The organism is Streptomyces sp. NPDC049541 (genome assembly GCF_044465725.1).
Lineage (GTDB): Bacteria > Actinomycetota > Actinomycetes > Streptomycetales > Streptomycetaceae > Streptomyces.
The window spans coordinates 34,122-59,026 of record NZ_JBITLY010000022.1 but is presented as its reverse complement, the minus strand read 5'-3'; the positions used below and the strand labels follow the sequence as shown (position 1 = coordinate 59,026).

The following is a 24,905-nucleotide window of genomic DNA, read 5'->3' as shown; positions in this document are numbered from 1 at the left end:
CGGCGAGGTTGTCCTCGGCGAGGGCGTGCAGGGGCAGACTGTCGGGTGCGGTCATCGTGCTGATCTCCTTCGAGCTTCGACACCTCGAAGATCAGACGGTGGCCGTTCATCTATGCGGGCACCATCCCGACGCCGGAGCAAACCCCCGGATCAGGGGGTAGGTCTTGTCGCCGGGGAGCGTGTAGCTGGTGGGCAGGTGACCTCGGTGGTGCGGGAGGGGCGTGTGAGGCAGGTCGCCGCCGGGGGCGGCGAGGGCCTGGGCGGCGCCGCCCAGGACGAGAAGCGAGGCCACCGCGACGGCTGCGGCACGGGTACGGCGAAGACGGACTGACATGGCAAGTCTTCCTGAGTGCACGGGAGTTGGGAGGGGGAGTGGATGCTCAGTGACCGGTGCCGAACAGGGACCGGTTGGCGATGTCGATGATGAACGGGCCGACGTGGGAGGGGTAGCGGTCCACGATCGCCTTCTTGTACGCCTCGCCGTCGTCGCCGAGCAGTTCGCGGGCGTCGGCGAGGTACTGGCGGATCCCGGCGTAGACCTCCGGCCCGGCGGGCAGGCCGTGGCCGGCGAGGATCGTGTCGTAGCCGGTCTCGGCGGCCAGGGTGTCGACGGCCTGCTGCCAGCCCGTGATGTCGTTGTTGCCCAGGTAGAGGTGGACGTCGTTGTAGACGAGGTCCTGGGCGATCAGGACGCCCTGTTCGGGCAGCTTGACGAGGAGTTCGTCGGCGGCCTCACCGCCGGAGACGGCCTCGAAGACGAACCGGATGCCGCCGATGACCTCGGTGCCCGGGGTGATGTCCACGCTGGAGGGCAGGTCGGTGGCCGGGACGGCCAGGCCGCTCGGCAGCTGGGCCGCGGGGCGTGCGGCGATCTGTTCACGCACCTGGGGCAGTACGTGGACGGGGACGCCGAAGCGGTCGGCGCCGTTGTAGTGGTCGGGGTGGGCGTGGGTGATGATCAGGCGGTCCAGCGGCTTGCCGAGCCCCTTGGCGTAGGCGACGGTCTCGTCGGCGTAGGCGGGGTTCAGCTGGGCGTCGATCACGACGATCCGGGCCGGGGTCTCGATCAGCTGCGTGGTGGCGTGGAAGGTGTCCGCGGGGGACATGTAGCTGTGGATGCGGATCGCGCCCTTGTCGAGGACCGTGACCGTGCCATTCATGCGGATGCTCCTTGCGGTGGAGGCGGCCTTGCGTCGCCTTGATGACCTCCACTCTCGCCGCGAAACCGCAGGCAGACGAGATACGCTGAAGACCCCGCATGGTAAATCGAGGACATCTGGAGAGTGTGATGGTTCCCCCGGGCCTGGAAGGGGGTGATCCCTCCCGGGGCGGTGCGATCCCCCGGCTCGACTTCAATCCGCCCGAGGAGCGGATCCCCGGCTTCGAAATCGTCGACCTGGCGACCCTGCACGAACGGCGCCGACGACGGGACCACCGTCCCGACGCGGTCCATCGGGTGGACTTCCACACCCTCACCCTGATCACCGAGGGCAGCGGGGCGCACGCGATCGACTTCGTCACGCATCCCTGCCGCCCAGGGACGCTGATGTGGATCCGGCCCGGGCAGGTGCAGCGTTTCGTCGACCCCGGAACCACCAACGGCACGCACCTCCTCTTCACGCCCGCCTTTCCGCCGCACTTCAGCAGCGCCGAAAAGCTGGTGAACGAGTGGTACGGCCCCGCGTGCTGGCAACTCGGCGCCGACCCCTCGTACGCCGTCCTGTCCGCCCTGCTGGGCCAGCTGCGCGCCGAGTACGACCGCACCGGGCAAGCCGTGTCGGCGGAGATCCTCCAACTCCTGCTGGCCACCGTGCTGTTGCAGATCGACCGGCTGCCTCACCCCGACGGCGGCACCGACCCGCACGCCGGCGGCGAGGTGTATGCCCGCTTCCGCGCCGAGCTGGAACGCTCCTACGCCACCACCCGCCGCGCCGCCGACTACGCCCACCGCCTCGGCTACACCGTCAAGACCCTCACCCGCGCCTGCACGGCCGCGACCGGACAACCCGTCAAGCACGTCATCGACGGCCGGGTCGCCCTGGAGGCCAGGCGGCTGCTCGCGCACACCGACGAGCCGGTGGCGACCATCGCGCGCCGCCTCGGTTTCCCCGAGCCCACCAACTTCGGCAAGTTCTTCACCCGCCACACCGGTGCGACGCCCGGCGCGTTCCGGCTCGCCCAGGGCCGGTAGCCAAGTCGGCAGACCCGCCGCTCAGCCGGTGCGGCATGATCGGTGGGCGAATGGAAGCAGGAATGGGAAGGGGCGTCAGGAGCGTGGACGAGCATGCGGAGATCTCGACGTCGAGCGACGCCGCGAACAACGCGCTGATCCTGGCGTTCGGGCGCTTGCAGGGGGCCGCGAACCGGCTGGAGTACATCCTGGGGCGGGCTCTGGAAGTGGACTGCGGTATCAGCCACCTGATGTTCGAGGTGCTGCTCATCCTGGGCAGGGCGGGGGAGCCGGGGCTGTCGATGCGGGCCGTCGCCCAGGAGCAGGTCCTGACGACAGGTGGCGCCACGCGTCTGGTGGACCGTATGGAGGCGGCCGGCCTGGTCCAACGCGTCGAGGATCCCGGTGACCGGCGCGGGCGGCTGGTGCGCCTGACGCCGCTTGGCGAGGAGACCACGGTCTCCGCGTCCCGGATCCATGTCGAGAACATCAGGCGCTACTTCCTGGCGCCCCTCCCGGTGGAGGACCGGGACCGGTTCGCCGAAGACCTTCGCATCCTGAGTCACGCGGCACGGGACACACTGCCCAGGCTTCCCTGAGGGTTGTGGGCCATCCCGGAGGCCCCTCCCCGCATGCGTCGCTGCACCGGCGACGACCTCCAAGCCGCGCAGCACCTCATCGACCTGAGCCCCCGCGTCATGGCGCACGCCAGCCTGGCTGCGGGCCTGCTCCCGGCGATCTCCCCCGCGCGGACAGCGCGCCCCAAGGCGAGATGCGTCCGAATGATCGCAAGGTTTGTCACTCCTTGACTCCGCGTTCGTGCTGGTGGATTCATGAGCTGCGCCGACACGTGGAGCAAGGTGAATCGCCTGACAGCCGAACACCGGAATACCTGACTAGTCAGATACTGTTGTCCTCGGTGAACCGCTCGCACCCGGCGAGCACCCCACCCCGATGCCGAGGTTCTCGATGCAGCTCGTCTATGCCTTCGACGCCTACTGCGGCTGGTCGCACGGGTTCTCCCCCACCCTGCGCGAGGTCGTCTCCCGCCACCCGGACATGCCGGTGGAGGTCATCTCCGGCGGTTTGTTCACCGGCTCGCGCCGGGTCCCGATCCGCGAATTCGGCTACGTCCAGGGCGCCAACGCCCAGATCGCCGAGCTGACCGGCGCCGAGTTCGGTGAGGGGTACAACCGGCTGATCGCCGACGGCTCGTTCGTAATGGATTCCGAAGACGCGGCGCGCGGCGTCGCCGCCCTGCGCCGGGTGGCCCCCGACCGGGCGGCCGAGCTGGCCGGTGCCCTGCAGCGGGCCTTCTACGTCGACGGCCTCAGCCTGTCCGAGCCCGCCACGTACCGCAAGGTCGCCGAAGAGGCCGGCCTTGACGCCGACGCTGTCGTTTCCGCCTTCGACTCCCCCGAGGCGTACGACGCGGCGGCGGACGACTTCCGGCGCTGTGCCGAGTTGGGCGTCACCGGCTTCCCCACCCTGCTCGGCGTCGACGGCGACCGCGTCGCTGTCCTGGCTCACGGCCGCGCCACCGTCGACGAGGTCGATAGGCGACTGGCCGCTCTCTCCTGACTGTGCCATCCCCTTCCCCGCAAGGAGCACCAAGCATGAGCACCCTCGATTTCAAAATCTTCGATCTGGACTTTCCGGTCGGCAGCAAGAACAAGACGGCCACCCTCGTCACCGGGGAGAGTGAGGCACTGTTGGTCGACGCCGCCTTCACTCGCGCCGACGGCCACCGCCTGGCCGCGGAGATCCTCGACTCGGGCAAGACTCTGACCACCGTCTTCGTCTCCCACGCCGACCCTGACTTCTACTTCGGCGCCGAGGTGATCGCCGACGCCTTCCCCGACGCGAAGTTCGTCGCGACCCCGATCGTCATCGAGCACATCCAGCACTCCTACCAGGGCAAGCTCAAGGCATGGGAGGCCCTCGGCCCGAACCTGCCCACGCGCCTGGTCGACCTGGAGCCCCTGACCGGCGACCTCACCCTTGAAGGACACCGCTTCGAGCTCAAGGGCGGCCCTGCTGGACTGCCCGACCGCCACTACCTGTGGCAGGCCGAGCACCGCGCCCTCCTCGGCGGTGTCCTGCTCTTCCAGCAGGAGCACGTCTGGGTCGCCGACACCCCCACCCCCGACGACCGCGCCGCCTGGGTCACCCTGCTGGACGAGATGGCCGCCCTCCAGCCGGAACTGGTCGTCCCCGGCCACCGCCTGCCCAACGCCCCGGCCAACGCCTCCGCGATCTCCGCCACCCGCGACTATCTGCTCGCCTTCGAGGAGGAGCTCGGCAAGGCCGCCGACGGCGCCGCGCTGACCGAGGCTCTGGTCGCCCGCTACCCGGACAACGGCATGCTCATCGCCGCCCAGATCGGCGCCAAGGTCGCCAAGGGCGAAATGAAGTGGGGCTGACCATGACCGACTTCGCAACGTCCACAGCCCCCGCCGACGTCGTGCGCCGCCAGTACCTGGCCTCCGCGGCCGGTGACCTGGAGGCCCTGCGCGCCACCCTCGCCCCCGACGTGGAGTGGACCGAGATGGCCGGCTTCCCCCTGGCCGGCACCTACCGCACCCCCGACGGGGTCACCACCAACGTGATGGAGCAGCTGGGCAAGGAGTGGGACGGCTGGACCGCCCACGACGACACCTACGTCGTCGACGGCGAGAACGTCGTCGTCCTCGCCCGCTACACGGCGGCCAACAAGGCCACCGGCAAGAACATCGACGTCCGGGTCGCCCACCATTTCGTCGTGCGCGGCGGCCTGATCGTCCGTTTCGAACAGTTCGTGGACACCGCGCTGGTCCGCGACGCCATGACCGACTGACCCTCCGCTACTTGAGGACGGCTCAGATGAACCCCACTGTCGTTCTCGTGCACGGAGCGATGCACACCCCGTGGATCTTCGAACCCCTGCGTGAGAGGCTCAGCGCCCGCGGCATCGCCTCCCGAGCCGTCCAACTGCCCAGCAGCAGTCCAGACAGCGCGGCCGCCCAGGGGCTGGCCGAGGACGTCGAGGTGGTGCGCGCCGCCGTCGCGGCTGTCGACGGACCTGTGGTGCTCGCCGCGCACTCCTACGGCGGAGTGCCGGCGACCTGGGCCGCCGCAGAGTCGGATCAGGTGACGGAGCTCGTCTACATCGCCGCCTTCGCCCTCGAAGCGGGCACCTCGATGATGGAGTGGATGGGCGGCGACTTCCCGCCCACCTGGAACCACTCGCCCGACGGCCTGGCCGTCAAGGCGGGAGACGCCGAGGAGTCCATCTTCAGCGGAGTCGACCCCGCCCTGACCGCCGAGGCCGTCAAACGCCTCAACTGGCAGGGCATGCGCGCCTTCACCGAGAAGCTGGGCGCCGCGCCCGCCCAGGTGCCCCTGACGTACGTCGTGGCCACCGAGGATCCGGCACTGCCGCCCGCGGTACAGGAACAGTGGGCTGCGCGTGCTGCCCACAGCGTTCGTGTTCCCTCCGGGCACTCTCCGCACCTGTCCCATGCCGACGAGGTAGCCGACGTTCTCGCCAAGGCCGTCGCGCGGGCCTCGTCCAACAGGTCCTAGTGATCCACACGGCTGGCTCCTGGCGTTCACCGCCAGGAGCCAGCCTTTCGTCATGAGACCGGCTTTGACCCCTGGGGCAGGGCCGGTGGATCTTCTCAGCGTCGACATCGCCACGAGCCGTTTCCCGCGTCCCCCGGCACTGCCGGGGCACAGACGCCGATCAAGATTGTTGAACGATGGACAGTGGGGGGAAGCCCGTGACAAGGGACGAGGACCACCGAGCACCCGCCTCCTTGGATGTCGTGCGTGCTTGTGCCATCCGAGCCAAGCAGGGTGGCACCGCTCTCATCAGTGCCTCGGACGCCGAGATCGACTCGGCGCTGCGTGGCATGGCGGAGCGTCTGGGATCGGCACGGTCGGCTCTCATAGCCGCCAACGGGAAGGACCTCGCGGCTGCTGTCTCCGCGGGCATGTCGTCCGCGCTTCAGGATCGCTTGCGACTGACCTCGACGCGGTTGGAGGCCATGGCGGCGGAGCTGCGCACACTGGCGGATACCTCGCATGAGCCGAGGGACAAGGCCGTCGAGGTGCGCCCGGACGGCCTCACTCTGTTGGAACGCAGGCGTCCGGTCGGGGTCATCGGCGCCAACTTCGAGGCTCGTCCGAACGTCACGCTCGATATCGCGTCCCAGTTCCTCAAGTCGCGCAACGCGGGTGTGCTGCGCACCGGATCGGCGGCGCTCGGCTCGTCCCGGGCCTTGGTGGATCAAGTGATCGCGCCGGCGCTCGCCGAGGCGGGGCAGGATCCGGACGCCATCCAGCTGGTGTCCAGCGAAGACCGCTCTGCGGCCTACGCGCTGGTGGCCCTGCCCGAGCTGATCCCGCTGGCTATCCTTCGCGGGAGTGGCGACAGCACCCGCGACCTCAGCCAGGAAGGCGCACGTCACGGTGTGCGGACCCTCGCCCATGCCGACGGCGGCGGAGTCCTGTACGTGGACTCGGCCGCCACCGAAACAACAGCACACCGGCTGATCACCGACAGCCTCGACCGCCTGGGCGTGTGCAACCGACTCAATCTGCTGCTCATCGACCGGCCTGTCTACGAAGAGCGGCTGCCCGGCATTCTTCAGCTCCGGCACCGTCTGGGCATCACCGCATCTCTTCCCCCGCACACCCATCCGCGCGGATTCGAGTGGGCACTCGACTCGGAGCGTGCGGCAACCGTGACGATCGACGCCACCGACGGTCCGTCGGACGCGGCGCGGAGCGCGAATGAGGAGACGTCCGGGCTGGCCGCCGCCATCGCGACCGACGACCCTGCCGCCGCTGCCCGGTTCATTGAGGCCCCGCCATCCTGATTCCTGCTGGTCAGCGGTGCTGGCGTGGTGTTTCGATGGTGTTCCCATACTGGTCGGTGCGGAGATCGGTAGCACGTGATTGTCCGTCAGGGGCGTCTTCAGTGGTTCCCGGGTGCGGGCTTCGGTCTGCCGCATAGCTTCGGCCGCGGGAGGGACCGTCATCGTGGACGTGCTGACGTGGACTGTCGAGCGGCGGATGTACCTGGCCGAGCGGGCTGAACTGCTGCGCAAGGAACTGGTGGGGATCGAGGTGGAGGTGGCCCGGCTGGAGGCCGCAGAGGTCGTCTTCGGGCAGTGGGCGGAGGCGACCGACGGCGGACGACAGCCGTCCGGCATCATCGAGCCGGAGCCGGAGCCGGAGCCGGAGCCGGAGCCGGAGCCGGAGCCGGAGCCGGAGCCGGTGGTGGTGGCTGGTCCGGGTGCGGGTGGGATGCGGCTGGTGCCGGACCGTGTCGAGGGCATGGGGGTGGAGGTCCTCACCCCGGAGTACCGGCGGGTCATGGAGATCGTGGCCGGTGCGGATGGTCCGGTGATGGCCAAGGACGTCGCGGTCGCGCTGGGCAGAAAGACGACACCGGCGAAGGTGGAGCCCGTCCGCGGGCAGCTGCGCAAACTCGCCGACCGGGGCTGGATCTCGCGGACCGGCGCGGGACGCCATCAGGTGCGCTGACCGTCAGGGCAGTGACGGAGGGACCGATTCCGGCCGTAACGCGACGGCCTCCGGCGGGAGTTGGTGAATCTGTGACGAAAAACCAGCCCGCCGAAGGCCCTCAGCATGTTGTCTACCAGGTCCGCCTCCCGCTGTCGAAGCGGACCATCGATCTCGTCGCCGGCCTGATACGCCGTCGACGCAACCAGCTGGGCACCCGGTGGCGCAAGCTCGCCCCGGGCGCCCAGGCGGTGATCGTGCTCGCCGTGCTCCGTCACGACCAGCGCCTGGCCGACATGGCCGGCGGCAACCACGTCTCCGCCTCCACCGTGCGCCGCTGGGTGCTGGAAGTCCTCACCCTGCTGTCCGCCCGGGCCCCGCAGCTGGCCGGGCGCTGAAGAAGCTCGCCCGCAGCGGCGGGGTCGTAGTGCTGCTGGACGGCACCCTCGTGCGCACTCGCCGTCGCACCGGGGCAGAGAACCGGAAGAACTTCTCCGGCAAGCACAAAGCCCATGGCCTGCTGTTTCTCGCGCTGACGGACGAGAAGGGCAACCTGATCTGGGTCTCCGCGGCCAGGCCCGGCCGGTCCAGCGAGATCACCGCGGCCCGCCACGACAAGATCACCGGTCATCTGCGCGAGGCCGGACTCGGGGCCCTGGCCGACCTCGGCTTCGTCGGCCTGGACGACGACCCCGACGACCCGGTGATCATCACCGGCCGCAAGGCCACCCGCAACCACCGTCTCACCGGCGCGGAGAAGGAAGCCAACCGCCTGCTCAACCGCGAACGCGCCGCCGTCGAGCACGGCTTCGCCAACCTGAAGACCTGGCGCTTCCTGACCAAGATCCGCATGGACGCCCGGCACGCCACCACCCTCCTGCGCGCCCTGCTCGTCCTCGCAAACACCGAAGTCCACAGGTGACAGACGATCTCCCGAAGAAGATCACCCAGACCCGGGCGAGTACATCACCGCAACCTCACACCATCCCCGCGACCTGCGGAATCAGGATGAAAGCATTTCATTGGGGCGGCGGAAAGTCCGCGAACGCGGTGATGTCTCCGCAACTCGGCCGGTGATTACCACTTGGTGGGGCACAATCAGCTCGAACGTTGCCCTGCGTGCCAGATCCCTTGGATGTGAAGGTGCTGCCCGGATGTGCCGTCGATCAGAGCTTGGTGGTCCATCGGCTTCGGAAGAGTGACCTGAACCGGCAACCACCTGGCGTCCGTAGGGCATGGCGGACCTGACCGGGTAATTCCCTGCAATTTCAGAATCACCTCTCCGGCTCTTTCTGTGGCCGACAGGCGTACGTCTCTCTGACAGCCTCCTGCATACCCTTGGGTATGCAGGACGCGGCCGTCAGCGGACTCGGTGACTGGGTGATCAATCCTTTGTTGCGTTACCACTGGGGTCGTTGAGGCTCTGGCTGATCCACTTTGTCCGGACTGCGTTGTGGTCGTGCTACCGCAGCCGGCCAGCACGAGCAGGCATGCGGTCACCACGATTGCGCCGCCGAGTCTCACAGTCGTCATACCCCTTCGATGTGCAGTGGCGCTGTCCGGTTCCGCTACGCGCCTCGGTTGACCGCAATGAACCGCCGCACTCCCAGGGCTCTCTTGTGGATTGCGGCGTCTGGAGACGGCTGCTGGTGGGGCTGGACTCCAAAGAGGCAACCGGTTGAGACCCCCAAAAGCAGGCTCGGTGTGAAGGGTACCGCTTCATTCCCGCCCCTCCCCTGTAGCGCTGATCATTCTTTCCCAATTCATGATCACTGACCGCGTATCCGGCCCTAAGCTCTCCATCGCTCACAGCTCCGCCGCGCACTCAATCCCCTTATGGTGCGCGCAAATATTGGTGAACAATCTAATCAAGGAAGGGCACCTTGAAGGTAAAATCCAGAACGATGCAGCTGCTCGCCGCCTGTGGCACAACCGTTGTCATATCGGCCGGAATGGCCATACCGAGCGCCCATGCGGCAGTTGGTGACCGCTCCGCAGGGCAAGCTCGCTTGACACTCGCTCAGATCGCCGCCCTGCCGCTGGCAGCTCAGAGCCGCATCCTGGACCCGCTTCGCGCGCTGGCAGCCGCACTGGACACCGCCGGCAAGAGAACCGAGCCTGACACCTACGCCACCGTGCGCATCGATGCTCCCCACGACACCGTCCACGTCGCGCTGACCGATCCCGCTCAGGCCGATAAGCTCATCCAGGCGGCCCGGAAGATCAACCCGCGCATCGACACCCGTCGAGTGACGGTCGACAAGGCGGCGTACACGCTGCGCCAACTCCACGCAGCTCGCACGCAACTGCTCGCTCAGGCCGCCGCGCATAAACTTCCCTATCACGTCTACAGCGTCGCGGTTGCGACCGATGGCTCATCGCTCCAGGTCGGCGTGGACCAACCCACACAGGCTAGTATCCGTACCCCCATGGCCCCAGCAGCCACGGGGCAAGTACAGAAGAACCTGTTGGACGGAGTTACCGTCGCCTTCCAGCAGGGGTACCAAGCTCGACCCACCGACCAGGCACAAGTCAAGTGGGAGGACAGCTCGCCACAGATCGGCGGTGACGTGCTCTCCGACGGGCATGCTGACTGCACCGCGGGTATACCGGCGGTGAAAACCAGTGACAACTCGCCTGTGATGATCACCGCGAACCACTGCTTCACCAACGGTGACGAGGTCTTCACCGAAGGGGGAACTCACCCCGCCTTCGGCGCCTACTACACCACCCCACGCAACAGCGTCGGCAACTACGTCGGTACGGTCACGGGCACCTCCCCAGCGTGGGATGCCGAGGAACTGACCGGTGGCAAGAACAACGCCGACGTCCAGCTCAGCGACACCTGGCACCCGGTGACCTCCGACGCGTACAGCTACGCGGGAGACCTGGTATGCCAGTCCGGAGGCGCCTCGTACTTCATGGGCTACGGCAACGTGTGCGGCATCGCGGTCACCAACCAGGACATAACCTGGAGTTCAACGGACTGGAGCGGCACCCACAATGTCCGTGGCGTTGAGGGTACTCGCATGCAGTCCAACCAGCCCTGGGCTGTGGCGGAGGGCGACAGCGGCGCCCTCGTGTACACGGTCAGCGGTTCCACCTACCAGGCTCGCGGCGTCAATTCCGCCGGTGTAGGCCCCTGCTGCTACTCCTACAACGGCAGCGACGTGGCGTTCAACTACATCCTCTGGACCGAAGCGCCCGACATCCTGGGCCATTTCGGTCTCAAGCTGAACCCGACCACCTGACACGCCAGGCCTGAGACGGTCCGCCGTTCTGCGCGGCGGGCCGTTTTGCATATTTGGTTTGCCGACAGGCAGCCGCGTGGTGACTCTGGTGGTTCGCTGGCCAGGTCGGCGTCGGATCGCTCTGACCCGCGAGGCGCTGTTGGTGCGGAAGAAGCTGAAGGACCTGCGCAGTAGGCGGTGGACATCCGTAAGGCCGAGACGCGGGCGTGCGCACGACAACGCCGCCGGTATCGCCTTGCTGGACAAGGTCGCCGCCGACACCGACATGGTGCAGAAGGCCCTGGTGGACCAGGGGTTCAAGACCACCGTCATCGACCATGGGTAGAAGGTGGGCATCGACGTCGAAGTCGTCGAGCGCAACCCGGCAGCCAGCGGGTTCGTTCCCCAGCCCAAGAGGTGGGTGGTGGAGCAGGTGAACGGGATCACGATGCTGCACCGCACCTGGTAAGGGACTACGAGCACCGGCCCGCCTCCGCCGAGTCGAGGGTGTACTGGGCCATAAGCGACTGGATGGCCCGGATGCTCAACGCGACCTCCATCCTGGCGCGGCGCGTGAGCGGCAGCGAGTTGACCTTGGGAGCGGTGCTGGCACGCCTGGAGGAGCAAGAGCGCGAGATCGCCGCGCAGGCCGAGGCCACGCGGGACGCATCGCGGAACTCACCGCGCAGTTGGAGGAGTTCGACCGCATCGCCGAGAAGGTCCGCATGACCCTGCTGGCGCTGCCTGATCCGTCCCCGCCGACGCCGACGCCGACGCCGACGCCGCCGGCCCCGGAGCTGCCGGACCATCCGGCCTACCGGCAGATCATGCCGCAACCACCGGCTCCGGCTCCGGCTCCGGCTCCGGCTCGATGATGCCGGACGGCTGTCGTCCGCCGTCGGTCGCCTCCGCCCACTGCCCGAAGACGACCTCTGCGGCCTCCAGCCGGGCCACCTCCACCTCGATCCCCGCCAGTTCCTTGCGCAGCAGTTCAGCCCGCTCGGCCAGGTACATCCGCCGCTCGACAGTCCACGTCAGCACGTCCACGATGACGGTCCCTCCCGCGGCCGAAGCTATGCGGCAGACCGAAGCCCGCACCCGGGAACCACTGAAGACGCCCCTGACGGACAATCACGTGCTACCGATCTCCGCACCGACCAGTATGGGAACACCATCGAAACACCACGCCAGCACCGCTGACCAGCAGGAATCAGGATGGCGGGGCCTCATTGATGCTTATGGCGGCTCCGGGGTCTTCTGGAATTCCCCCACGCGACTTCTCGACGGCTCAAGCTGTTGCGACTGCCGGAGACCGGTATCAACATCGACAGGGTCCCGGTCCGCGTGGGCCGGTGAGCTTCCGCGACCTGTACCTGCGGCAGTACGTGGTCGTGCCCAGTTCAAAGAATCTCGGCTAGAACCCTGGCTGCCGGAATGCTGGCCGCTCGGTGGGTGACAGGCTCTGAGGGTCCGTCGGGTTTGTCGTCCCGGTCATGCTCGGGCGTCCTGTCCTGTGGTGCCCGCGTCCTGGCCCAGGGAGGCCGGCCTCCGACGTCGTAGTGCCTCAGCCAGCATCTGGTGTCCGGACTGCTCGGCGTGCACGACTCTGTCGCTGGGCAGGGCGTGCTGCCACCACTCGCCGGCTGCGGTGTCGGGGATGATGGCGATATTTGAAATCGGCTCTGTCCGCAGTTCCGTGAATGATGTTGGTGCTGCGGCAGGCTGCCGCCGAATCGGTCTCACCTCTCAATCGTGCTGCCGAAGTGGCACGTCGTCGGCACAGCCCTCAGCCCGGTGTTTTCCCCCCGTGACGGTGCGGGTGCAGGCTGCTTTACGCCTTGTGTTTCCGGAGCGGCAGCGCGGGCGGGCGCCGGATTACCGATGAGGCGGTTGCCTTCGGCAGGATGGGCGCATGACCGAGATCCGCACACCCCGCCTCCTCCTCCGTAGCTGGCACGACGACGACCTCGTGCCAATGGCGGACATCAACGCGGACCCACGGGTCATGCGCTGGATCGACGACGGCTCGGTGCGCGACCTGGACCACACGGCCGAGGCCATCGAGCGATGGGAGGAGGAGTGGGACGAGGAGGGCTTCGGGCTCTCCGCAGTCGAGCTGCTGGCCTCTGGCGAACTGATCGGCTTCACGGGACTGTCCGTGCCCGAGTTCCTGCCGGAGGTGATGCCCGCCGTGGCGATCAGCTGGCGGCTGGGTTCACAGTTCTGGGACCAGGGGTACGCGTCCGAAGCCGCGCACGCCACGCTGGAGTTCGCGCTTCAGGACCGCGGCCTGGACCGCGTCATCAGCATCAACCGGGTGGGGGACAACGCCTCCGAGAACGTCGCCCGCAAGCTCGGCATGGTGCCCGAGCGGGAGACGGTGCACCCGGTGTACGGCTACCCTCTGCGCGTTCACGCCATCGACCTCACTGAGTTCCAGGCGTAAATCGGCCGAACCATCGATCATCGCAAGACAGCCGACCAATGTCCCTACGCCCCCGAGCTCATTGATCGCGACGGTATGGACACGAGGGACAGATAGTGTCTTCCCGTCGTTGACCTGCGCTTTCACGGAACTGCGGACAGAGCCCTGGAGGCTCTGTCCGCAGTTCCGTGAGCCCTGTTCAGAAGGACCGGTAGATCCCTTCGGGATCATCGTGAGCCCGTGCGGCGTACTCCTCGAAGGCCAGGTTGCCGATGCTCAGGTTGGCGTGGACGTCGTGGACTCCTGCGGGGACGGTGCGGAACTCACGACCGAACTCGGTCAGCTGCTCGTAGTCTTGTTCGTCGACGCACTCCTCCCGCGTCAGCGTGGTGACCGCCAGCAACGCGTGGCTCTCGGCCTGCATGGTCCTCCGGTCGGCGAGGAAGACAACGGCCAGGTTCTCGTCGGCGCGGACCGCATTCAGGGCCTCGTCAACGGTCGCTCCTGTCCAGGCCGGGTCGTCTATGAAGTGGACGTGTGCCTCGTACTGCCTGTCCCCCCAGGGCTCCAGCAGCGCCGCCGTCACGTCCCGCCACGCCTGGTCATCGTCGTAGTCGGTCCTGACGACAAGGACGTCGAACTCATCACGGCCGGTGACGGCGGGCAACGCTCTCATGGATCGTTCTCCTCGGTGACGATCGGTGAGCTGTCCCCGACTGTCTCACGGGCCGCTCCGCGCTGGTGGCGGACCAGGTCGGCGAAGGCCGCGGGCGAGGTCGCAGGCCGGGTGATGTCCTGGCAGGCGAGGCGGACCTGAAGGAGGCGCTCGTTCTGGCTCTCGGTGAGAGTCTCGCGGGGCCGCATGATCCAGGAGGTGATCTTGCACGGGCTTGGAATATCGGCCCGCTCCGGTTCTGCGGTGCCCGTGCGCAGGGCGGCGAGGTGTTTGCGGACAACCCGACGGCTGCCGCGGTAGCCGCGGTCTTCAACCTCACCACCAGCGACCCGGGCAATCCCAGGGTGTCGGTCCCGATGAGCGGTACCGGGACGTAGGCATCCGCCGCAACTGAGTAGTTGACGCGGTTAAGCACCCGGCCGCCACTCGGCGATCTCGGCCCGCGACTGGCGCGTCATCCGCCACACCGAGCGGCAAAGCAGCGAATACCAGCGCCATCTCCTCGGCTACGCCGCGGCCAACCTCGACGCGGCCACCTGGGTCGGGCCAGGTGCCGGACCCGAGCCAACTCAGTCTGGTCGCCGACCTCGTAGTGTCAGAGCCAGGCATGACACCTTGAGGGGAATTTCGCTGCAGGTCAGGCGACCAGTTCCCACCACCATGCGATTTCCGGCAGTGCCGATGACACCAAAGGATCTGGCTGCGGGGCAGTAACGACCCGAAACGGCACGGCGTTTCCTTGCACGTCATACCGAGGCGCTCGGAGTCCCCAGTCAAGGTTTCCCCGCACCAGGTGCTCAAGTTGTCCCAGGTATCGCAACAGTTCAGCGCTCGCGTCCTCACGTGCCTGTCGGATCAACTGCATGAAGACCGCCATCACCGTGTTCCGCAGCTCGAACGCTTTCCTCGCGGCGTAGCCGGCTGAGTGCCCTTCTTGCATCAGAGCTGACACGACGTTCATCTCCAGCGTGCCTTCCAGGGCCTCCTTCTTGTAGGAGTACAGATCGCTGTCCACAGTCACCAGCAGATACGCTGCTTCCGTCACCGCCCTTACCAGCGGCGTTTCCAACTCGGCGTTCGGCAGCACTGTCCCTTCCGCGATCTGGATCACGACCACGCAATACCGGATGGCCCGGTCCATATGGCCGAGGTTCAGATAGTCCCGGAACCCCAGCACCTTGCCCATCTGCCGGTGCGCCACCACCGTCAGCGCACCTACGTACCACTCGACCATCGAGTCGATCCATCTCCGCACCGTGTCCGGCCGGCACTTGGCTCTGATCTCCGCGGAACACGCACGTTGCGCGGCGACCGCACGGTCGAGTCTGGCGAAACCGCTCGGCAGCGGCTCTGCTTCGGGCGACACCAAGGAACGGATCAGTCGACCGACCAGCAACGACACTCGGTCAGGACTCCGACAGATTGGCCCGCTGTCGAAGAGCAGGTCATCCAGTGCGAAGGTCACGTACGCGTGACGCGTCGCCACGTCGAGCAGTTCTCGGTCCCCATCAGGAGCCCATCGGCACACCATCTGGCCGTAGTCGCTCCTCTCCTGTCGCGTACCCGTCCCGATCCCCATCTCTCTTGCCCAGCGCCGCGCTGCCTCGTCAACCTCACCCGCTTCCGGATGAACTGCAGGTGCGATCGGGCAGTAGAAGCAAAAGTCATCAAACTCGACAGATGCCATGATTCCCCCGGAACCTCTGTAGGCCCTTCAGCAGGGCCCTGGGAGGAAGATTCCCTTTCGCGGCGTAGGGGAAGCCCGGAGAGGCTGCACATGCTGCTGTGCCTTCGGTGGCAAGGGCACGGAATCAGGCCACGGCGGCCTCGAACCTCTCCAGCAGAAGTTGCTTCTGCCGGGCTCCAAGCCCTTGGCCCCGCCGGCTGGCGGCGATGTCGCGTGCGGTCACGAGCTGACCGGCGCGGACCCTTCCGATTCCCGGGAGCACCTCCAGCAGTCGGCGCACATGGGTCCGTCGGACGACAGCGCTGTCGCTGTCCAGGAGTTCACGCAGGGAACGGCCTCCCTGGTTGAGCTCGGTGAGGACGAGGGCGCACGTTCTGCGCGAGGCCACGGCCTTCTCCAGGGCGGCGGTCCGCTGTTCCGGCGTTAGCGAGGGCAAGGGCATGACGCCTCCTCAGGGGCGGTCGCCCAGCAATGGGTGATCCTGGGGCGCGCCGGGCTCCTGGCCGTGGGCGAGCCCGACCCCACTGGCCGGCGTGCCGTCCGCGTCACCACCGACGGCCGCCACGCCCTGGCCGTGTGGAAGCGGTGGCGGGCCCGGCCGGTCGACGAACATCGCCGCCGCGACCGACCACTATCGGTCACGGACCGACCACGCCCTCCGACTACTCGGCCTTGAAGCCTGAGAACCCATCAACCCTGCTCCTCGACCCTGCCGACATCGCTCAGCTCCAGCACCGTGACGAGCACGCGATCGCCCCGTGAGTGGTGCGGAATGCTGGCCTCCCGTCTGCTGTGGGCTTAACCTGCGGCCATGTGGGGGCAGGGATCTTCATGGAACAAGAACAAGGCGTTCCTCGCGGTGCAACGCTGTCGGCTCAACCGGCACATGCGTCGTTCGCGGCGAAAGCTGCCGCCCGCCCCGGTGGACCCTCGGTCTGCCCGTCGCCGCATGCGGCTGGGGCTGGGGATCGTGGGCGCGGCATGGGCGACGGTCGTCCTCGCGGATGCGGGGCTGATCCGAACCCATGTGTTGAAGGCGACGGACACCGGGATCGCCACCGCGGCCGGATTCGTCGCTGGAGTGCTGGCATACCTGATCTGGTTCGGGGATGCGGGCACGGCGCACGTCTCCACCGTCGAGGGGAGACGGCTCATGTCTGCCCGCACGCTCACCGGCGTCCGCACGATTGAACTGGACGCTCTGGCCAGTGTCCGCCGGTTCGCTGCGATGGGCCGAGGCGGCACAATCGATGAGTTGCGCCTGCGGGACCGCCAGGGGCTGCGCTTGACGATCGGCCGTGACACACGGGCGGAGGACTCCATACGCCGCGCCGTCCTGAGGGCGGATGCCCAACCGTCCAGCGCAACGGTCAAGGTGACCAGGCATGCCCGTAGCCGCCTGGACCTGGATCCGCGATCATCCGTTCCCCGCTTCGTGCACTTGTTCTTCGGTATGTGGGTCATGCTTGCGGCGCTCCTGCTGCCCGCGCTGGGCAGCTACACCGTCGCCTGTTTCTTGGCGGGAACCAGCGCGTGGGTTTCGACGTCGGGTCATTGACCGCAACTGACACCGAATACCAGCCGCCTTGACCCGAGCACGCGCCCACGAAGCTTCATCTCAGCAAATGAGAACGCAGCACCCCTGGGAGGACACTCAGCACCGTTTCGACGCTCTGCATTTCGCATACCTCCCGATTCTGTGGTGTCCAATCACCTGGCCCCCTTCGCCCGATGCGAACGGCTTTCCCGTTCTCCTTGGCCGGTCGTGACTCCGGCGACTACTACGGGGCCTCCGTCGCCGTAGGAAGATCTCCTCCCGTAGGCGATCCCATGTTCGTCCTTGTCGTACGTACTAGCGTGACGTAGGCGCCCCACTCATACCCTTGAATGCCCTCATTGGGCATCGCTCCGTTCCCCGAAGGTTGCCCCAGGCGTGGCACTGGCCCGAGGCAGGGGGCGGCACCGGTTCCAGATGTCTTTCCGGTGGATTTGACCTTCAATCTTCTGGGCATTGGGGTTCAGGCAATCCAGCTTTCGCCATATCACGCGGGTCCCCCGACGCGCCGTTTCTGACATCTGAACCCGGCCGTCGGTTCTCTGGCATGCTGTTTTCCCCTTCACCGTTTCCGGGTTGGGTGAGCCATCGGACCCAGGGACCTCCCTTCAATTCCTCCCGGCTGAGCCGGGGATACGACAAGGCGCCTCATGGCGCACTGCCAGCGATCCGCGACTTCGAGGGCATTGGGGGCGGCTTCCTTGACTGCCTTGGTGTGGGCAGTGGCCCGGTCCCGGCAGATGATCTCGACTCCGGGATGCTCGGTGAGCCAGGTCGCGAACGTCTCGGAGGTGCGGTCCGGCAGTACGTCCACGACCCGGCCGGACTCGACGTCGACCAGCACGGTGCCGTAGGTGCAGCCCTTTCGGAAGGCGAACTCGTCCACCCCCAGCACCCGCGGGGCACGGTCCGCCACCGTCGGCGCCTTCAGCAGCCTGAGCAGCCGGGTTCGACCCGCGACGTCGCTGAAGCCGATGGGAGCCGGCCTTCGAGGCCGCACTCGCACACCCCGTCGGTGACCTGCTCGTCATGGACCGGGTCATCCTGGAACCAGCATGGCGCGGACTGGGGCTGGCCCCGGTACTGGCAGGCTCCGCCATCCGCCGCCTCTCGCAGGACTGTGTAGCGGTGGCGTGCGAGCCCGGATCTGCCGACGGCGGCGAGTTGACCGAAGAACAGCATCGCGAAGCCGCCGCCAAACTGAGCCGCGTATGGGTGCGGATCGGCTTCGAACCTTTCCAGGACGGCGTGCACATCCTGGACTGCCACCTGCAACGGCCCCAGGACCTCCTTGCCGAACGGCAGGAGGAGTTCAACGCACTGTGCCGCGCCTGGCGGGAGCACCACAGGCCCTAGTGCTGTCAGTGCCCGTTGATAACGTGCTTCGTCCAGTCGTGGAGTGCAGGAAGGGACGGGGCGCGTGCGGGATGTGGCATGCCATCAGGTCGGCGAGCTGCGGTTGGCCGAGGCGCTCGACGACATCGAGGGGCGGGCCTACGCGCGGTGGCACTCGCTGCGGTATGACAGCATCTCGCCGACGCTGATCCGGGCCATGGCGGACGAACTGCTCGACCATGTCGCCGCCCGGGCGGTGACGGAGCCGGGGCTCGACGCCGCGGCCGGCACGGTCGCCGTCACCGCCGCGGAGTGTGTGCACGGAGTGCTGAGCATCATGTGCTTCCCGGACGGGGACCAGGAGATCCGGTTCCCCCTCGTCGGGGAGCGGATCAGCACGGACCGGACGACGACGAGTTCGAGGACGGGTCCATCACCTTCGGGGACGTCGTCGAGGAGGCGCCCACCGCGCGGACCTGGCTCGACATGTTCGAGATGTGTGTCGTCAGCGGGCATGTGTGGGACTGGGAGCGGGTCATCGGGCTGCTGCTGCGCGGCGACTACGCGCCCGCCATCCGTGACGGCGTGCCCTACAACCGGTACACCTCTGTCTCCGCCCCCGCCGACCTCGCCGCGATGGACGCCCTGTGCCCCTATCTCACCGAGGCGGCCGGGCATCTGCCCCGCGACTGGCCGACGGTTCCGCTGCGCAAGCCCGATGCCGGGGAGCGCGCGGAGGCCGCCCGGCGGCTCGACGAGGTCGGCGACGCGCTGAGCGCGGACCAGCGGCTGCTCCGCGTACTCCTCGACGACGACCAGCACGCCTTCGAGGACGCCCTCGTCGCGCGGCTGGTCGCGTACCGGGAGAGCGTCGAGGCCGATGCCGGTGATCTTGCGCCTCGGTCCCTCCTCCCCCTCGGCACCCTCGCCCTGGCCTGCCTCGCCGTCCAGGTCCATGGGTGGGAGCTCGGCGTCCGGTCCGGGTATCTGCCGTACGGTCTGCTGGGATCGCCGGACGCGCTGCGCCGGGCGGCGGAGGGGAACCAGAACAACTTGGGCTACTGGGCCGCCAAGTAGGTCACCCGGGGGGCGGGAAGCTCGGGGAGTGGTCATCCGTGCTGGGCAGCACGGAAACTCCTCGTCAGCTCTCCGACTGGGTCTCGACGCGGGTGACGTGATCAGGGCCGGGATGATCGACGCCGGGCACCATCGGGTTCTCGTAGTCGAATACCACCTTGCCGAAGGAGTCGCTGGTGATGGGTGGGGGGTCGTTGTCGGCGATGATCAGTTGGAGGCGTTCGCCGTACGCGTCAGCCAATGTCCTGAAGCGGCTGTAGATCTCGGTGGCGCGTTGCCGGTCGGAGGCGTTGTTACCGAAGGCCTTGCGCGGTGAATCGATCACGAGGAGAGACGGGACCAGGACGTCGGCGTGGTCGAGTCCGAAAGTGAGGAGAGTGAGGCTGTAGGCCAGGTTGACGGAGGTGACGATGCCGCCGCCGGATGCCTGCAGGCTCTCGAAGGGCTGCCCGTCCACGACGGGCAGGTAGGTGTCGCGGTCGATGACAGCCGTGCTGATCCAGGGCAGACCCCAGCTGGTGAGCAGCCGGCCGAATTCGGTGCTGAGGTCACCGAGCAGTGTCTGGCGGGCCTTGAGTTGCTCGGACTTCTCCTTGATGGCCTTGTTGACCTGCCGGCGTTCGGCTTTGAGTGACCGGATGTCCCTGCGGGAATCCTGGGCCCGGGTGCGCGCCATCGACGCGGCCGTCCTCGACGACCCGGGCGGCCAGGGACTGCATGCACCGCGGGCAGACGACGAACTCGAACGGGGAGAGCTGGTCGATGGCCGTGGCTGCGGTCAAGACGGGAGAGATCGAGTTGAACCTGGGCGACGACGGCTTGCCGCGCCTCCACAAGATCGCTGGCCGCCACCTCCTCTTCGGCCTGCCGGGCGGCCCTGATGGCGCTCTGCAGCTCCTCCCGCAAAGCCGTGTCGGCGGCGGTCTGCTCCTCGAGCTCAGTACGGAGGCCGGTCAGTGCGGACTCGGCCCGCTCAAGCGTGTCGCGCAGCTGCGTGAGTTCGGCCCGCAGTTCGTCGTCGCTGCGAGGATCGGAGGCCGCCAGGAAGGCGCTGACGTTGTCGTGCTCAGTATCTCTGGCGTTCAGCCTGTCAGTGAGCTCGTTCTTGGTGCGCTTGAGCTCCATGAGCGCACTGTCGGTCAGCGCGAACATCAGGCGGAAGAACTCTTTGCGCTTGGGCTCGAACCAACTGTCCAGGTGGCCGACGACCTGGCGGTCAATCTCGCGCGCCTGGAGGTAGACGTAGGCATACAGGTCGTTGAAGGTGAGGTTCTGCGGCCGCGCGGCTCCCTCTCGCCGTGCAGCGATCTGTTCACGCGGGAAGCCGAGGGCATCCAGCAGGTGGTCGGAGAGCGTGGTCACGCCGTCCCCGGCCCGCAGAGACAGCGAGCGCTCCAGGGTGAGGGAGTGGGGGTCGAGGAGATCCACGGTGTCCGCGGCGTCTCCTTCGATGGCGCGCCTGAGGACGACATGCTCGTCGCCGGCCACGACCTCGGCCTGGACGGACAGGACGTTTTCACGGACCGCCGGGGTGAGCATGGCGCTGCCGCCGAGGACGTGCTTGAAGAGCATCAGCAGGCTGGACTTGCCGGTGCCGATGGGGCCGGTGATCACGGTGGCGGGCCGGTCGAAGCGGTAGGTCTGTTCCGTCTCGGCGGTCGTGACGGTCAGAGAGATGATGCGCAGGTTGACGGCCATGTCAGATCTCCGTCCGCCAGGGCCGGTCGACGGCGTCGGGCAGGCGGTCGTAGATGAGATTCTTCAAGGCCGATCCTGATTTGTTGAAATGTCTCTTGAGTACCTTGATCCGGCTGGCGACGACGTCCCATTCGGGTGCGGCGGCGAGGGAGGCCGCGGCGGCGACGCCCTGCGGTGTGGCGTGGAAATCGGCTCGGGTGCTGTCGCCGTAGGTGATCAGGCCTCGGGCGGCGAGGGACCCGAGGATGCTGTAGTAGCGCTGATCCCAGGGCCCGTACTTGTAGCGGGTCATGCGGCTTTCGACCGCGAGGCGCTCGGGCTCTGTGGGGGCGGTTCCCTCTGGCCATGACGCGGGCCCAGCGGGCAGAAGGCGCTCCAGCATGGCTGGGTAGCGCAGCAGGAAGTCGAGTTTGGCGAGCTTGGTGAGGCCGGTGAGGCCGCTCTTGGGGGTGGTGAACTGCGAGATGAGCAGGAGGATGCGCGCCTCGTGGTAGTGGGCCTCGCGCTGTTCGGCCTGCCGGCGTTGCATCCGCAGGCGCGCTGCGGCGGTCTCGAAGTCGGCGCTGTGGGTCATGAGGCTTCCTCGTCCGCGTTGAAAGGCTCGGAGAAGAAGAAGTGGCACTCGTCGCACAACTGGTAGGCCAGCCCCCGCAGGTGCAGGTTGTTGAGCTGGAACGGCGGCGGCGAGGGCAGCGCATCGACTTTCAGTCGCTCGGCCAACAGGTCGTTCATCTTGCGGCCGAACCCGCTGTCTTCGGCGGCTGCCGCGCGCGCATGGCGGCGGCACTCGAAGGCCACCTCCATGACGTCCGTAGACAGGTTCAACAGGTCTGATTCGTCCCGGCCAGGCCGGAGCGGCGTTCGGACCAGGTCGCGAACCACGCGGAGCGGAGCCGTTCGGCGAAGGCCGTCTCGTCCGCGGGCACCAGGCCCTGGCGCAGCTTGCGACTGAGCTTGACGCCTCCTGGTGCCACCACGGGCACTTGACCGGGCCGGAACGTGGGCAGCTGTACCGTCGTGTACGCGATCTGCTGTCGGATGGTCTCGCGGGTGAGTGTGCGCCGGCCGATGCGCTGCTGCATCCGGGTGCTGTGACGGACTCGGCTCGGATCGGCGATGTACGCGGCGAGTTGACTGCGGTCGCTCTCGTCACGGTTGGCCTGCTCGATCCGATCCACGATGGCCCGGTAGGTGCCCTCAAGGTCGACGTGCGCCAGCTGCAGTTGCTCGACGGCAGGCACCAGAAGCCTCTGGATGTTGACGTCGGTGATGTCTCCACGCTGCGGTGGTTCGCACGAGATTTCCAGGACCGCGAGGAAACGCAGGACCTTCTCCACGAAGCCCGTTGGCATCTGGATGTCTGCGAGCGTGCGCACCTGAGGGGTATCCGGGATGTTGGGATAAGGCTGCTTCCAGCGGACCTTCAGCATTTGACGCGCGATCTTCTCTGCCATGGCGAGCCGCCCGTCCGTTACCTCCGGCTCCGGGCCACACATCCGAGCCAACGTGCCGGCGTTCCCCTTGGCCGGGTTCAGCGCAGCGTTCGTCGCCAGTCTCAGGCGGACATTTGCGGCACACTCGCACGCGCACCAACGGTCGAAGAGGTGGGTCAGGCCTCCGCTCTTACACAACTCAGGAAGTGACCACGTGCCCTGCGTTTCTTCTCGGTGCTTGACCGATACCAGCTCCACTGACCCGTCTGCGAGTGCCACGACGAAGTTCTCGTGCCACTCGCAGACGACGAACTCGATGGCGTCCTGGGTGAGCATGGCCAGACAGTCCCGCGCCGCCACCTCCGCCTGAAACCGGTACCGGCCAAGCGTGTCCGAGCCGCTGTCTTCTTCCGGTGCCAGTTCGAAGATTGTGAGCGCTGAACCGTTCGGACTGTCCGGTTCGGTGGACCTCTCGACGCCCTCGGCCCCGGCGCCCATGCCCGCTGCATCGACCATCGACGCCCCCCGCTCCGGCCCTGCTTGAGAGCACGTCCCCACCGCGTCCGTTGCAACGGCGGTTTTGAAGATCTCTACCCGTATCACACTCCAGCACCAACGCGTAACGGTGCGTCGCGCTCGCTATGCATTTGAAGTGCCGCTGGACGAGTCGTCTGTCTCACCGGGTCGGGCCCGGCCGACGCGAGAGGCTCAGGCCCTTCCCGTTGTCCGGCACCGAGCCTTCAGCAGCTGCCGAGGACGCAGATCCGGCCGTGCTTGCCCCGGCAGGTCTCGGTGACATCTATTGATGCGAAACGGTAGGAGTTCTGGGTCGTTGAACCAGAATAGAACCTGTGGTTGCCGCCGTCATCGCCGCTGCTGTACGTGAGGGTTGGGACGCGGAACAGGTCGTCACATTTACCGCGATCATGCTCATCCTCATCGCACTGATCACCTCTGCCGGTGAAGGAGGTAGCTGACCGCAGTGGGCGATCACCCTCGCGGAACACGGCATTCGCCTCCCGACGGCGCCCGCGGAACGCTACGGTCTGTCGCACGATCGAGGGGACGTGAGGGCATGGCAGCACACCGGACCTTCTGCACCTTCATTCCGCCTCACATCCTCATGCGCCTGGCCACCCACGCGGACCCGGCGCTCGCGTACGCGGCCCGCAGGACCCTGGAGCTCGACGCCTACGAGCGCACCCATCGGGATCTGACCACCCTTCTCCAGCTCGATGCGATCCTGGTGATCGGCCAGTCAGGCGCGGACCTTGCGGGAGCGGTGGGCGGAGTGGCCGTCCACGACGAGGTGCACTTTGTGGTCGAAGTGGCCCGCGAGCCGGTTCAGGAAGCGGCATATGACGTCGGCGTCGAAGGTCTCGGTGAAGACCATGAAGTGCATGCGTCCCTTGGTGCTGATCGCGGACATCACGTTGACCGAGAACCGGTTGCCCGTGCGGCGGACGACCGGGGTGCGCCCCTTGGCGCCCCAGGTGCGGCCGGTGACCTGGTCCGAGCGGATGCCGACCTGGTCGGCGAAGAGCACCTCCCCGCCCTCGGCCTTCGCCCGCGCGCGGATGGCCGGCCAGGTCTCCTCCCGCCAGACGCGGACCGCTTCGGCGTCCTGCTCGACGGCCCGCTTGTCCGGGCGCTGGAAGGACAGGCCCCAGCGGCGCAGGTACTTGCCCACCCCCTGCTCGGTCAGCCGCACCCTGTACAGCTTCGCGATCAGGTCTCCCACCCCGGCGCGCGTCCACAGCTGCCCCGCCAGTCCCAGGTCGCAGGGACGGTGATCCAGCACGGCCTGCCGGACCGCCTGCTGCTCGACAGCATCGAGAACCTGATGTTCGCCGACCCGGCGCCCACGCGGCTGGGCCACGAGTGCTTCGCGCCCGCCGGCCAGCCACTTCGCCCACCAGTTGTCCACCGCTTTGAGCGAGACCTGGAACACCGCCGCGACAGCCTCGCGAGTCCGGCCCGCCACCAACGCGGCCACCGCCCTCAGCCGAAGGGCCTCCTGCGCCGCAGGCGACAACTGCCGTGCGTCCCCCACCAGTTCACTCACGCATGGATCAACGACCCAGAACACCTACCGTTTCGGATCAATA

Annotated in this window: 27 protein-coding genes and 3 pseudogenes; 17 read left to right on the top strand and 13 right to left on the bottom strand. The window is 67.4% G+C overall.

Going from position 1 to position 24,905, the window contains the following annotated elements:
• Nucleotides 1–380 precede the first annotated feature (380 nt).
• A complete protein-coding gene (locus tag ACIBW9_RS42035; protein ID WP_398964001.1) occupies nt 381–1,160 on the bottom strand; it encodes an MBL fold metallo-hydrolase in 780 nt (259 codons plus the stop codon).
• 128 nt (nt 1,161–1,288) lie between these two features.
• Here ACIBW9_RS42035 and ACIBW9_RS42030 point away from each other — a divergent pair, with 128 nt between their 5' ends.
• From ACIBW9_RS42030 to ACIBW9_RS41975, 12 genes are all read left to right on the top strand, one after another.
• Complete coding sequence (locus ACIBW9_RS42030; protein WP_398963998.1) at nt 1,289–2,191, top strand: AraC family transcriptional regulator; 903 nt, start codon at nt 1,289–1,291, stop codon at nt 2,189–2,191.
• Between the two features lie 83 nt (nt 2,192–2,274).
• Nucleotides 2,275–2,769, top strand: a complete 495-nt coding sequence (locus tag ACIBW9_RS42025) for a MarR family winged helix-turn-helix transcriptional regulator (RefSeq protein ID WP_398963995.1) — start codon at nt 2,275–2,277, stop codon at nt 2,767–2,769.
• Between the two features lie 370 nt (nt 2,770–3,139).
• Entirely contained in the window at nt 3,140–3,751 is a 612-nt protein-coding gene (locus ACIBW9_RS42020) for a DsbA family protein (RefSeq protein ID WP_398963992.1), read from the top strand.
• A gap of 35 nt (nt 3,752–3,786) precedes the next feature.
• Entirely contained in the window at nt 3,787–4,593 is an 807-nt protein-coding gene (locus tag ACIBW9_RS42015) for an MBL fold metallo-hydrolase (RefSeq protein WP_398963990.1), read from the top strand.
• Between the two features lie 2 nt (nt 4,594–4,595).
• Nucleotides 4,596–5,006, top strand: a complete 411-nt coding sequence (locus tag ACIBW9_RS42010; protein WP_199875997.1) for a nuclear transport factor 2 family protein — start codon at nt 4,596–4,598, stop codon at nt 5,004–5,006.
• A 26-nt stretch (nt 5,007–5,032) separates the two neighbouring features.
• Complete coding sequence (locus ACIBW9_RS42005) at nt 5,033–5,734, top strand: alpha/beta fold hydrolase (RefSeq protein WP_398963987.1); 702 nt, start codon at nt 5,033–5,035, stop codon at nt 5,732–5,734.
• A gap of 242 nt (nt 5,735–5,976) precedes the next feature.
• A complete protein-coding gene (locus tag ACIBW9_RS42000) occupies nt 5,977–7,032 on the top strand; it encodes an aldehyde dehydrogenase family protein (protein ID WP_398964004.1) in 1,056 nt (351 codons plus the stop codon).
• Nucleotides 7,033–7,195: 163 nt separating this feature from the next.
• Nucleotides 7,196–7,702 carry a hypothetical protein gene (locus ACIBW9_RS41995; RefSeq protein WP_398963985.1) on the top strand — a complete coding sequence of 169 codons (507 nt, stop codon included), beginning with the start codon at nt 7,196–7,198 and terminating at the stop codon, nt 7,700–7,702.
• Between the two features lie 71 nt (nt 7,703–7,773).
• On the top strand, nt 7,774–8,079 hold the full coding sequence (locus ACIBW9_RS41990; protein WP_398963982.1) for a hypothetical protein: 306 nt from the start codon (nt 7,774–7,776) through the stop codon (nt 8,077–8,079).
• Nucleotides 8,080–8,129: 50 nt separating this feature from the next.
• On the top strand, nt 8,130–8,603 hold the full coding sequence (locus ACIBW9_RS41985) for a transposase family protein (protein WP_398963980.1): 474 nt from the start codon (nt 8,130–8,132) through the stop codon (nt 8,601–8,603).
• Between the two features lie 982 nt (nt 8,604–9,585).
• Nucleotides 9,586–10,932, top strand: a complete 1,347-nt coding sequence (locus ACIBW9_RS41980) for a peptidase (RefSeq protein ID WP_398963978.1) — start codon at nt 9,586–9,588, stop codon at nt 10,930–10,932.
• An 88-nt stretch (nt 10,933–11,020) separates the two neighbouring features.
• Nucleotides 11,021–11,257 (top strand): hypothetical protein, encoded by a 237-nt coding sequence (locus tag ACIBW9_RS41975; RefSeq protein WP_398963975.1) that lies wholly within the window; start codon nt 11,021–11,023, stop codon nt 11,255–11,257.
• Nucleotides 11,258–11,736: 479 nt separating this feature from the next.
• Here the strand turns inward: ACIBW9_RS41975 and ACIBW9_RS41970 are convergent, their stop codons facing one another.
• On the bottom strand, nt 11,737–11,958 hold the full coding sequence (locus tag ACIBW9_RS41970) for a hypothetical protein (protein WP_398963972.1): 222 nt from the start codon (nt 11,956–11,958) through the stop codon (nt 11,737–11,739).
• Between the two features lie 865 nt (nt 11,959–12,823).
• On the opposite strand from ACIBW9_RS41970, the gene ACIBW9_RS41965 reads away from it, so the two are divergent.
• A complete protein-coding gene (locus ACIBW9_RS41965) occupies nt 12,824–13,357 on the top strand; it encodes a GNAT family N-acetyltransferase (protein WP_398963969.1) in 534 nt (177 codons plus the stop codon).
• A 178-nt stretch (nt 13,358–13,535) separates the two neighbouring features.
• Here ACIBW9_RS41965 and ACIBW9_RS41960 read toward each other — a convergent pair whose 3' ends face one another.
• The 4 genes from ACIBW9_RS41960 to mihF form a co-directional block, all read right to left on the bottom strand.
• Nucleotides 13,536–14,012 (bottom strand): DUF6924 domain-containing protein, encoded by a 477-nt coding sequence (locus ACIBW9_RS41960; RefSeq protein WP_398963966.1) that lies wholly within the window; start codon nt 14,010–14,012, stop codon nt 13,536–13,538.
• Nucleotides 14,009–14,200, bottom strand: coding sequence for a hypothetical protein (locus ACIBW9_RS41955; protein WP_398963964.1), 192 nt, complete (start codon nt 14,198–14,200; stop codon nt 14,009–14,011). Before ACIBW9_RS41955 ends, ACIBW9_RS41960 begins: the two co-directional genes overlap by 4 nt.
• A gap of 449 nt (nt 14,201–14,649) precedes the next feature.
• Nucleotides 14,650–15,699: a hypothetical protein gene (locus ACIBW9_RS41950; protein ID WP_398963961.1), complete on the bottom strand. Its 1,050-nt coding sequence runs from the start codon at nt 15,697–15,699 to the stop codon at nt 14,650–14,652.
• Between the two features lie 124 nt (nt 15,700–15,823).
• Nucleotides 15,824–16,141, bottom strand: coding sequence for an integration host factor, actinobacterial type (gene mihF, locus ACIBW9_RS41945; RefSeq protein WP_398963958.1), 318 nt, complete (start codon nt 16,139–16,141; stop codon nt 15,824–15,826).
• A 369-nt stretch (nt 16,142–16,510) separates the two neighbouring features.
• Between mihF and ACIBW9_RS41940 the strand changes: the two genes are divergently transcribed.
• Nucleotides 16,511–17,257: a hypothetical protein gene (locus ACIBW9_RS41940; protein ID WP_398963956.1), complete on the top strand. Its 747-nt coding sequence runs from the start codon at nt 16,511–16,513 to the stop codon at nt 17,255–17,257.
• Between the two features lie 559 nt (nt 17,258–17,816).
• Here the strand turns inward: ACIBW9_RS41940 and ACIBW9_RS41935 are convergent.
• Nucleotides 17,817–18,170, bottom strand: a complete 354-nt coding sequence (locus ACIBW9_RS41935) for a transposase (RefSeq protein WP_398963953.1) — start codon at nt 18,168–18,170, stop codon at nt 17,817–17,819.
• Nucleotides 18,171–18,283: 113 nt separating this feature from the next.
• Between ACIBW9_RS41935 and ACIBW9_RS41930 the strand changes: the two genes are divergently transcribed.
• Both ACIBW9_RS41930 and ACIBW9_RS41925 read left to right on the top strand, forming a co-directional pair.
• The gene (locus tag ACIBW9_RS41930) at nt 18,284–18,610 is read left to right on the top strand and encodes a hypothetical protein (RefSeq protein ID WP_398963951.1); all 327 of its coding nucleotides are present in this window, start codon (nt 18,284–18,286) and stop codon (nt 18,608–18,610) included.
• A gap of 64 nt (nt 18,611–18,674) precedes the next feature.
• A pseudogene (locus tag ACIBW9_RS41925) lies at nt 18,675–19,666 on the top strand (immunity 49 family protein).
• Nucleotides 19,667–19,730: 64 nt separating this feature from the next.
• Here ACIBW9_RS41925 and ACIBW9_RS41920 read toward each other — a convergent pair.
• The 5 genes and pseudogenes from ACIBW9_RS41920 to ACIBW9_RS41900 form a co-directional block, all read right to left on the bottom strand.
• Nucleotides 19,731–20,342, bottom strand: a complete 612-nt coding sequence (locus ACIBW9_RS41920; RefSeq protein ID WP_398964006.1) for a hypothetical protein — start codon at nt 20,340–20,342, stop codon at nt 19,731–19,733.
• Between the two features lie 344 nt (nt 20,343–20,686).
• Nucleotides 20,687–21,364: pseudogene (locus ACIBW9_RS41915) on the bottom strand (AAA family ATPase); the annotation flags it as partial.
• 1 nt (nt 21,365) lies between these two features.
• Nucleotides 21,366–21,938 carry a hypothetical protein gene (locus tag ACIBW9_RS41910; protein WP_398963948.1) on the bottom strand — a complete coding sequence of 191 codons (573 nt, stop codon included), beginning with the start codon at nt 21,936–21,938 and terminating at the stop codon, nt 21,366–21,368.
• A complete protein-coding gene (locus ACIBW9_RS41905; protein WP_398963945.1) occupies nt 21,935–22,168 on the bottom strand; it encodes a hypothetical protein in 234 nt (77 codons plus the stop codon). Before ACIBW9_RS41905 ends, ACIBW9_RS41910 begins: the two co-directional genes overlap by 4 nt.
• A 17-nt stretch (nt 22,169–22,185) precedes the next feature.
• Nucleotides 22,186–23,313 carry a dsDNA nuclease domain-containing protein gene (locus tag ACIBW9_RS41900; RefSeq protein WP_398963943.1) on the bottom strand — a complete coding sequence of 376 codons (1,128 nt, stop codon included), beginning with the start codon at nt 23,311–23,313 and terminating at the stop codon, nt 22,186–22,188.
• Nucleotides 23,314–23,648: 335 nt separating this feature from the next.
• Here ACIBW9_RS41900 and ACIBW9_RS41895 point away from each other — a divergent pair, with 335 nt between their 5' ends.
• Nucleotides 23,649–23,774, top strand: coding sequence for a hypothetical protein (locus tag ACIBW9_RS41895; RefSeq protein ID WP_398963941.1), 126 nt, complete (start codon nt 23,649–23,651; stop codon nt 23,772–23,774).
• A 284-nt stretch (nt 23,775–24,058) separates the two neighbouring features.
• Here ACIBW9_RS41895 and ACIBW9_RS41890 read toward each other — a convergent pair.
• Nucleotides 24,059–24,802: pseudogene (locus tag ACIBW9_RS41890) on the bottom strand (IS630 family transposase); the annotation flags it as partial.
• Between the last annotated feature and the right edge of the window lie 103 nt (nt 24,803–24,905).

What these genes read in the sequence shown, in the direction of transcription:
- ACIBW9_RS42035 (WP_398964001.1), bottom strand. Translation starts at nt 1,160, where the DNA reads ATGAATGGCACGGTCACGGTCCTCGACAAGGGCGCGATCCGCATCCAC.
- ACIBW9_RS42030 (WP_398963998.1), top strand. Translation starts at nt 1,289, where the DNA reads ATGGTTCCCCCGGGCCTGGAAGGGGGTGATCCCTCCCGGGGCGGTGCG.
- ACIBW9_RS42020 (WP_398963992.1), top strand. Translation starts at nt 3,140, where the DNA reads ATGCAGCTCGTCTATGCCTTCGACGCCTACTGCGGCTGGTCGCACGGG.
- ACIBW9_RS42015 (WP_398963990.1), top strand. Translation starts at nt 3,787, where the DNA reads ATGAGCACCCTCGATTTCAAAATCTTCGATCTGGACTTTCCGGTCGGC.
- ACIBW9_RS42010 (WP_199875997.1), top strand. Translation starts at nt 4,596, where the DNA reads ATGACCGACTTCGCAACGTCCACAGCCCCCGCCGACGTCGTGCGCCGC.
- ACIBW9_RS42005 (WP_398963987.1), top strand. Translation starts at nt 5,033, where the DNA reads ATGAACCCCACTGTCGTTCTCGTGCACGGAGCGATGCACACCCCGTGG.
- ACIBW9_RS41980 (WP_398963978.1), top strand. Translation starts at nt 9,586, where the DNA reads ATGCAGCTGCTCGCCGCCTGTGGCACAACCGTTGTCATATCGGCCGGA.
- ACIBW9_RS41965 (WP_398963969.1), top strand. Translation starts at nt 12,824, where the DNA reads ATGACCGAGATCCGCACACCCCGCCTCCTCCTCCGTAGCTGGCACGAC.
- ACIBW9_RS41960 (WP_398963966.1), bottom strand. Translation starts at nt 14,012, where the DNA reads ATGAGAGCGTTGCCCGCCGTCACCGGCCGTGATGAGTTCGACGTCCTT.
- ACIBW9_RS41955 (WP_398963964.1), bottom strand. Translation starts at nt 14,200, where the DNA reads ATGCGGCCCCGCGAGACTCTCACCGAGAGCCAGAACGAGCGCCTCCTT.
- ACIBW9_RS41950 (WP_398963961.1), bottom strand. Translation starts at nt 15,699, where the DNA reads ATGGCATCTGTCGAGTTTGATGACTTTTGCTTCTACTGCCCGATCGCA.
- mihF (WP_398963958.1), bottom strand. Translation starts at nt 16,141, where the DNA reads ATGCCCTTGCCCTCGCTAACGCCGGAACAGCGGACCGCCGCCCTGGAG.
- ACIBW9_RS41940 (WP_398963956.1), top strand. Translation starts at nt 16,511, where the DNA reads ATGTGGGGGCAGGGATCTTCATGGAACAAGAACAAGGCGTTCCTCGCG.
- ACIBW9_RS41930 (WP_398963951.1), top strand. Translation starts at nt 18,284, where the DNA reads ATGGACCGGGTCATCCTGGAACCAGCATGGCGCGGACTGGGGCTGGCC.
- ACIBW9_RS41920 (WP_398964006.1), bottom strand. Translation starts at nt 20,342, where the DNA reads ATGGCGCGCACCCGGGCCCAGGATTCCCGCAGGGACATCCGGTCACTC.
- ACIBW9_RS41910 (WP_398963948.1), bottom strand. Translation starts at nt 21,938, where the DNA reads ATGACCCACAGCGCCGACTTCGAGACCGCCGCAGCGCGCCTGCGGATG.
- ACIBW9_RS41905 (WP_398963945.1), bottom strand. Translation starts at nt 22,168, where the DNA reads ATGGAGGTGGCCTTCGAGTGCCGCCGCCATGCGCGCGCGGCAGCCGCC.
- ACIBW9_RS41900 (WP_398963943.1), bottom strand. Translation starts at nt 23,313, where the DNA reads ATGGTCGATGCAGCGGGCATGGGCGCCGGGGCCGAGGGCGTCGAGAGG.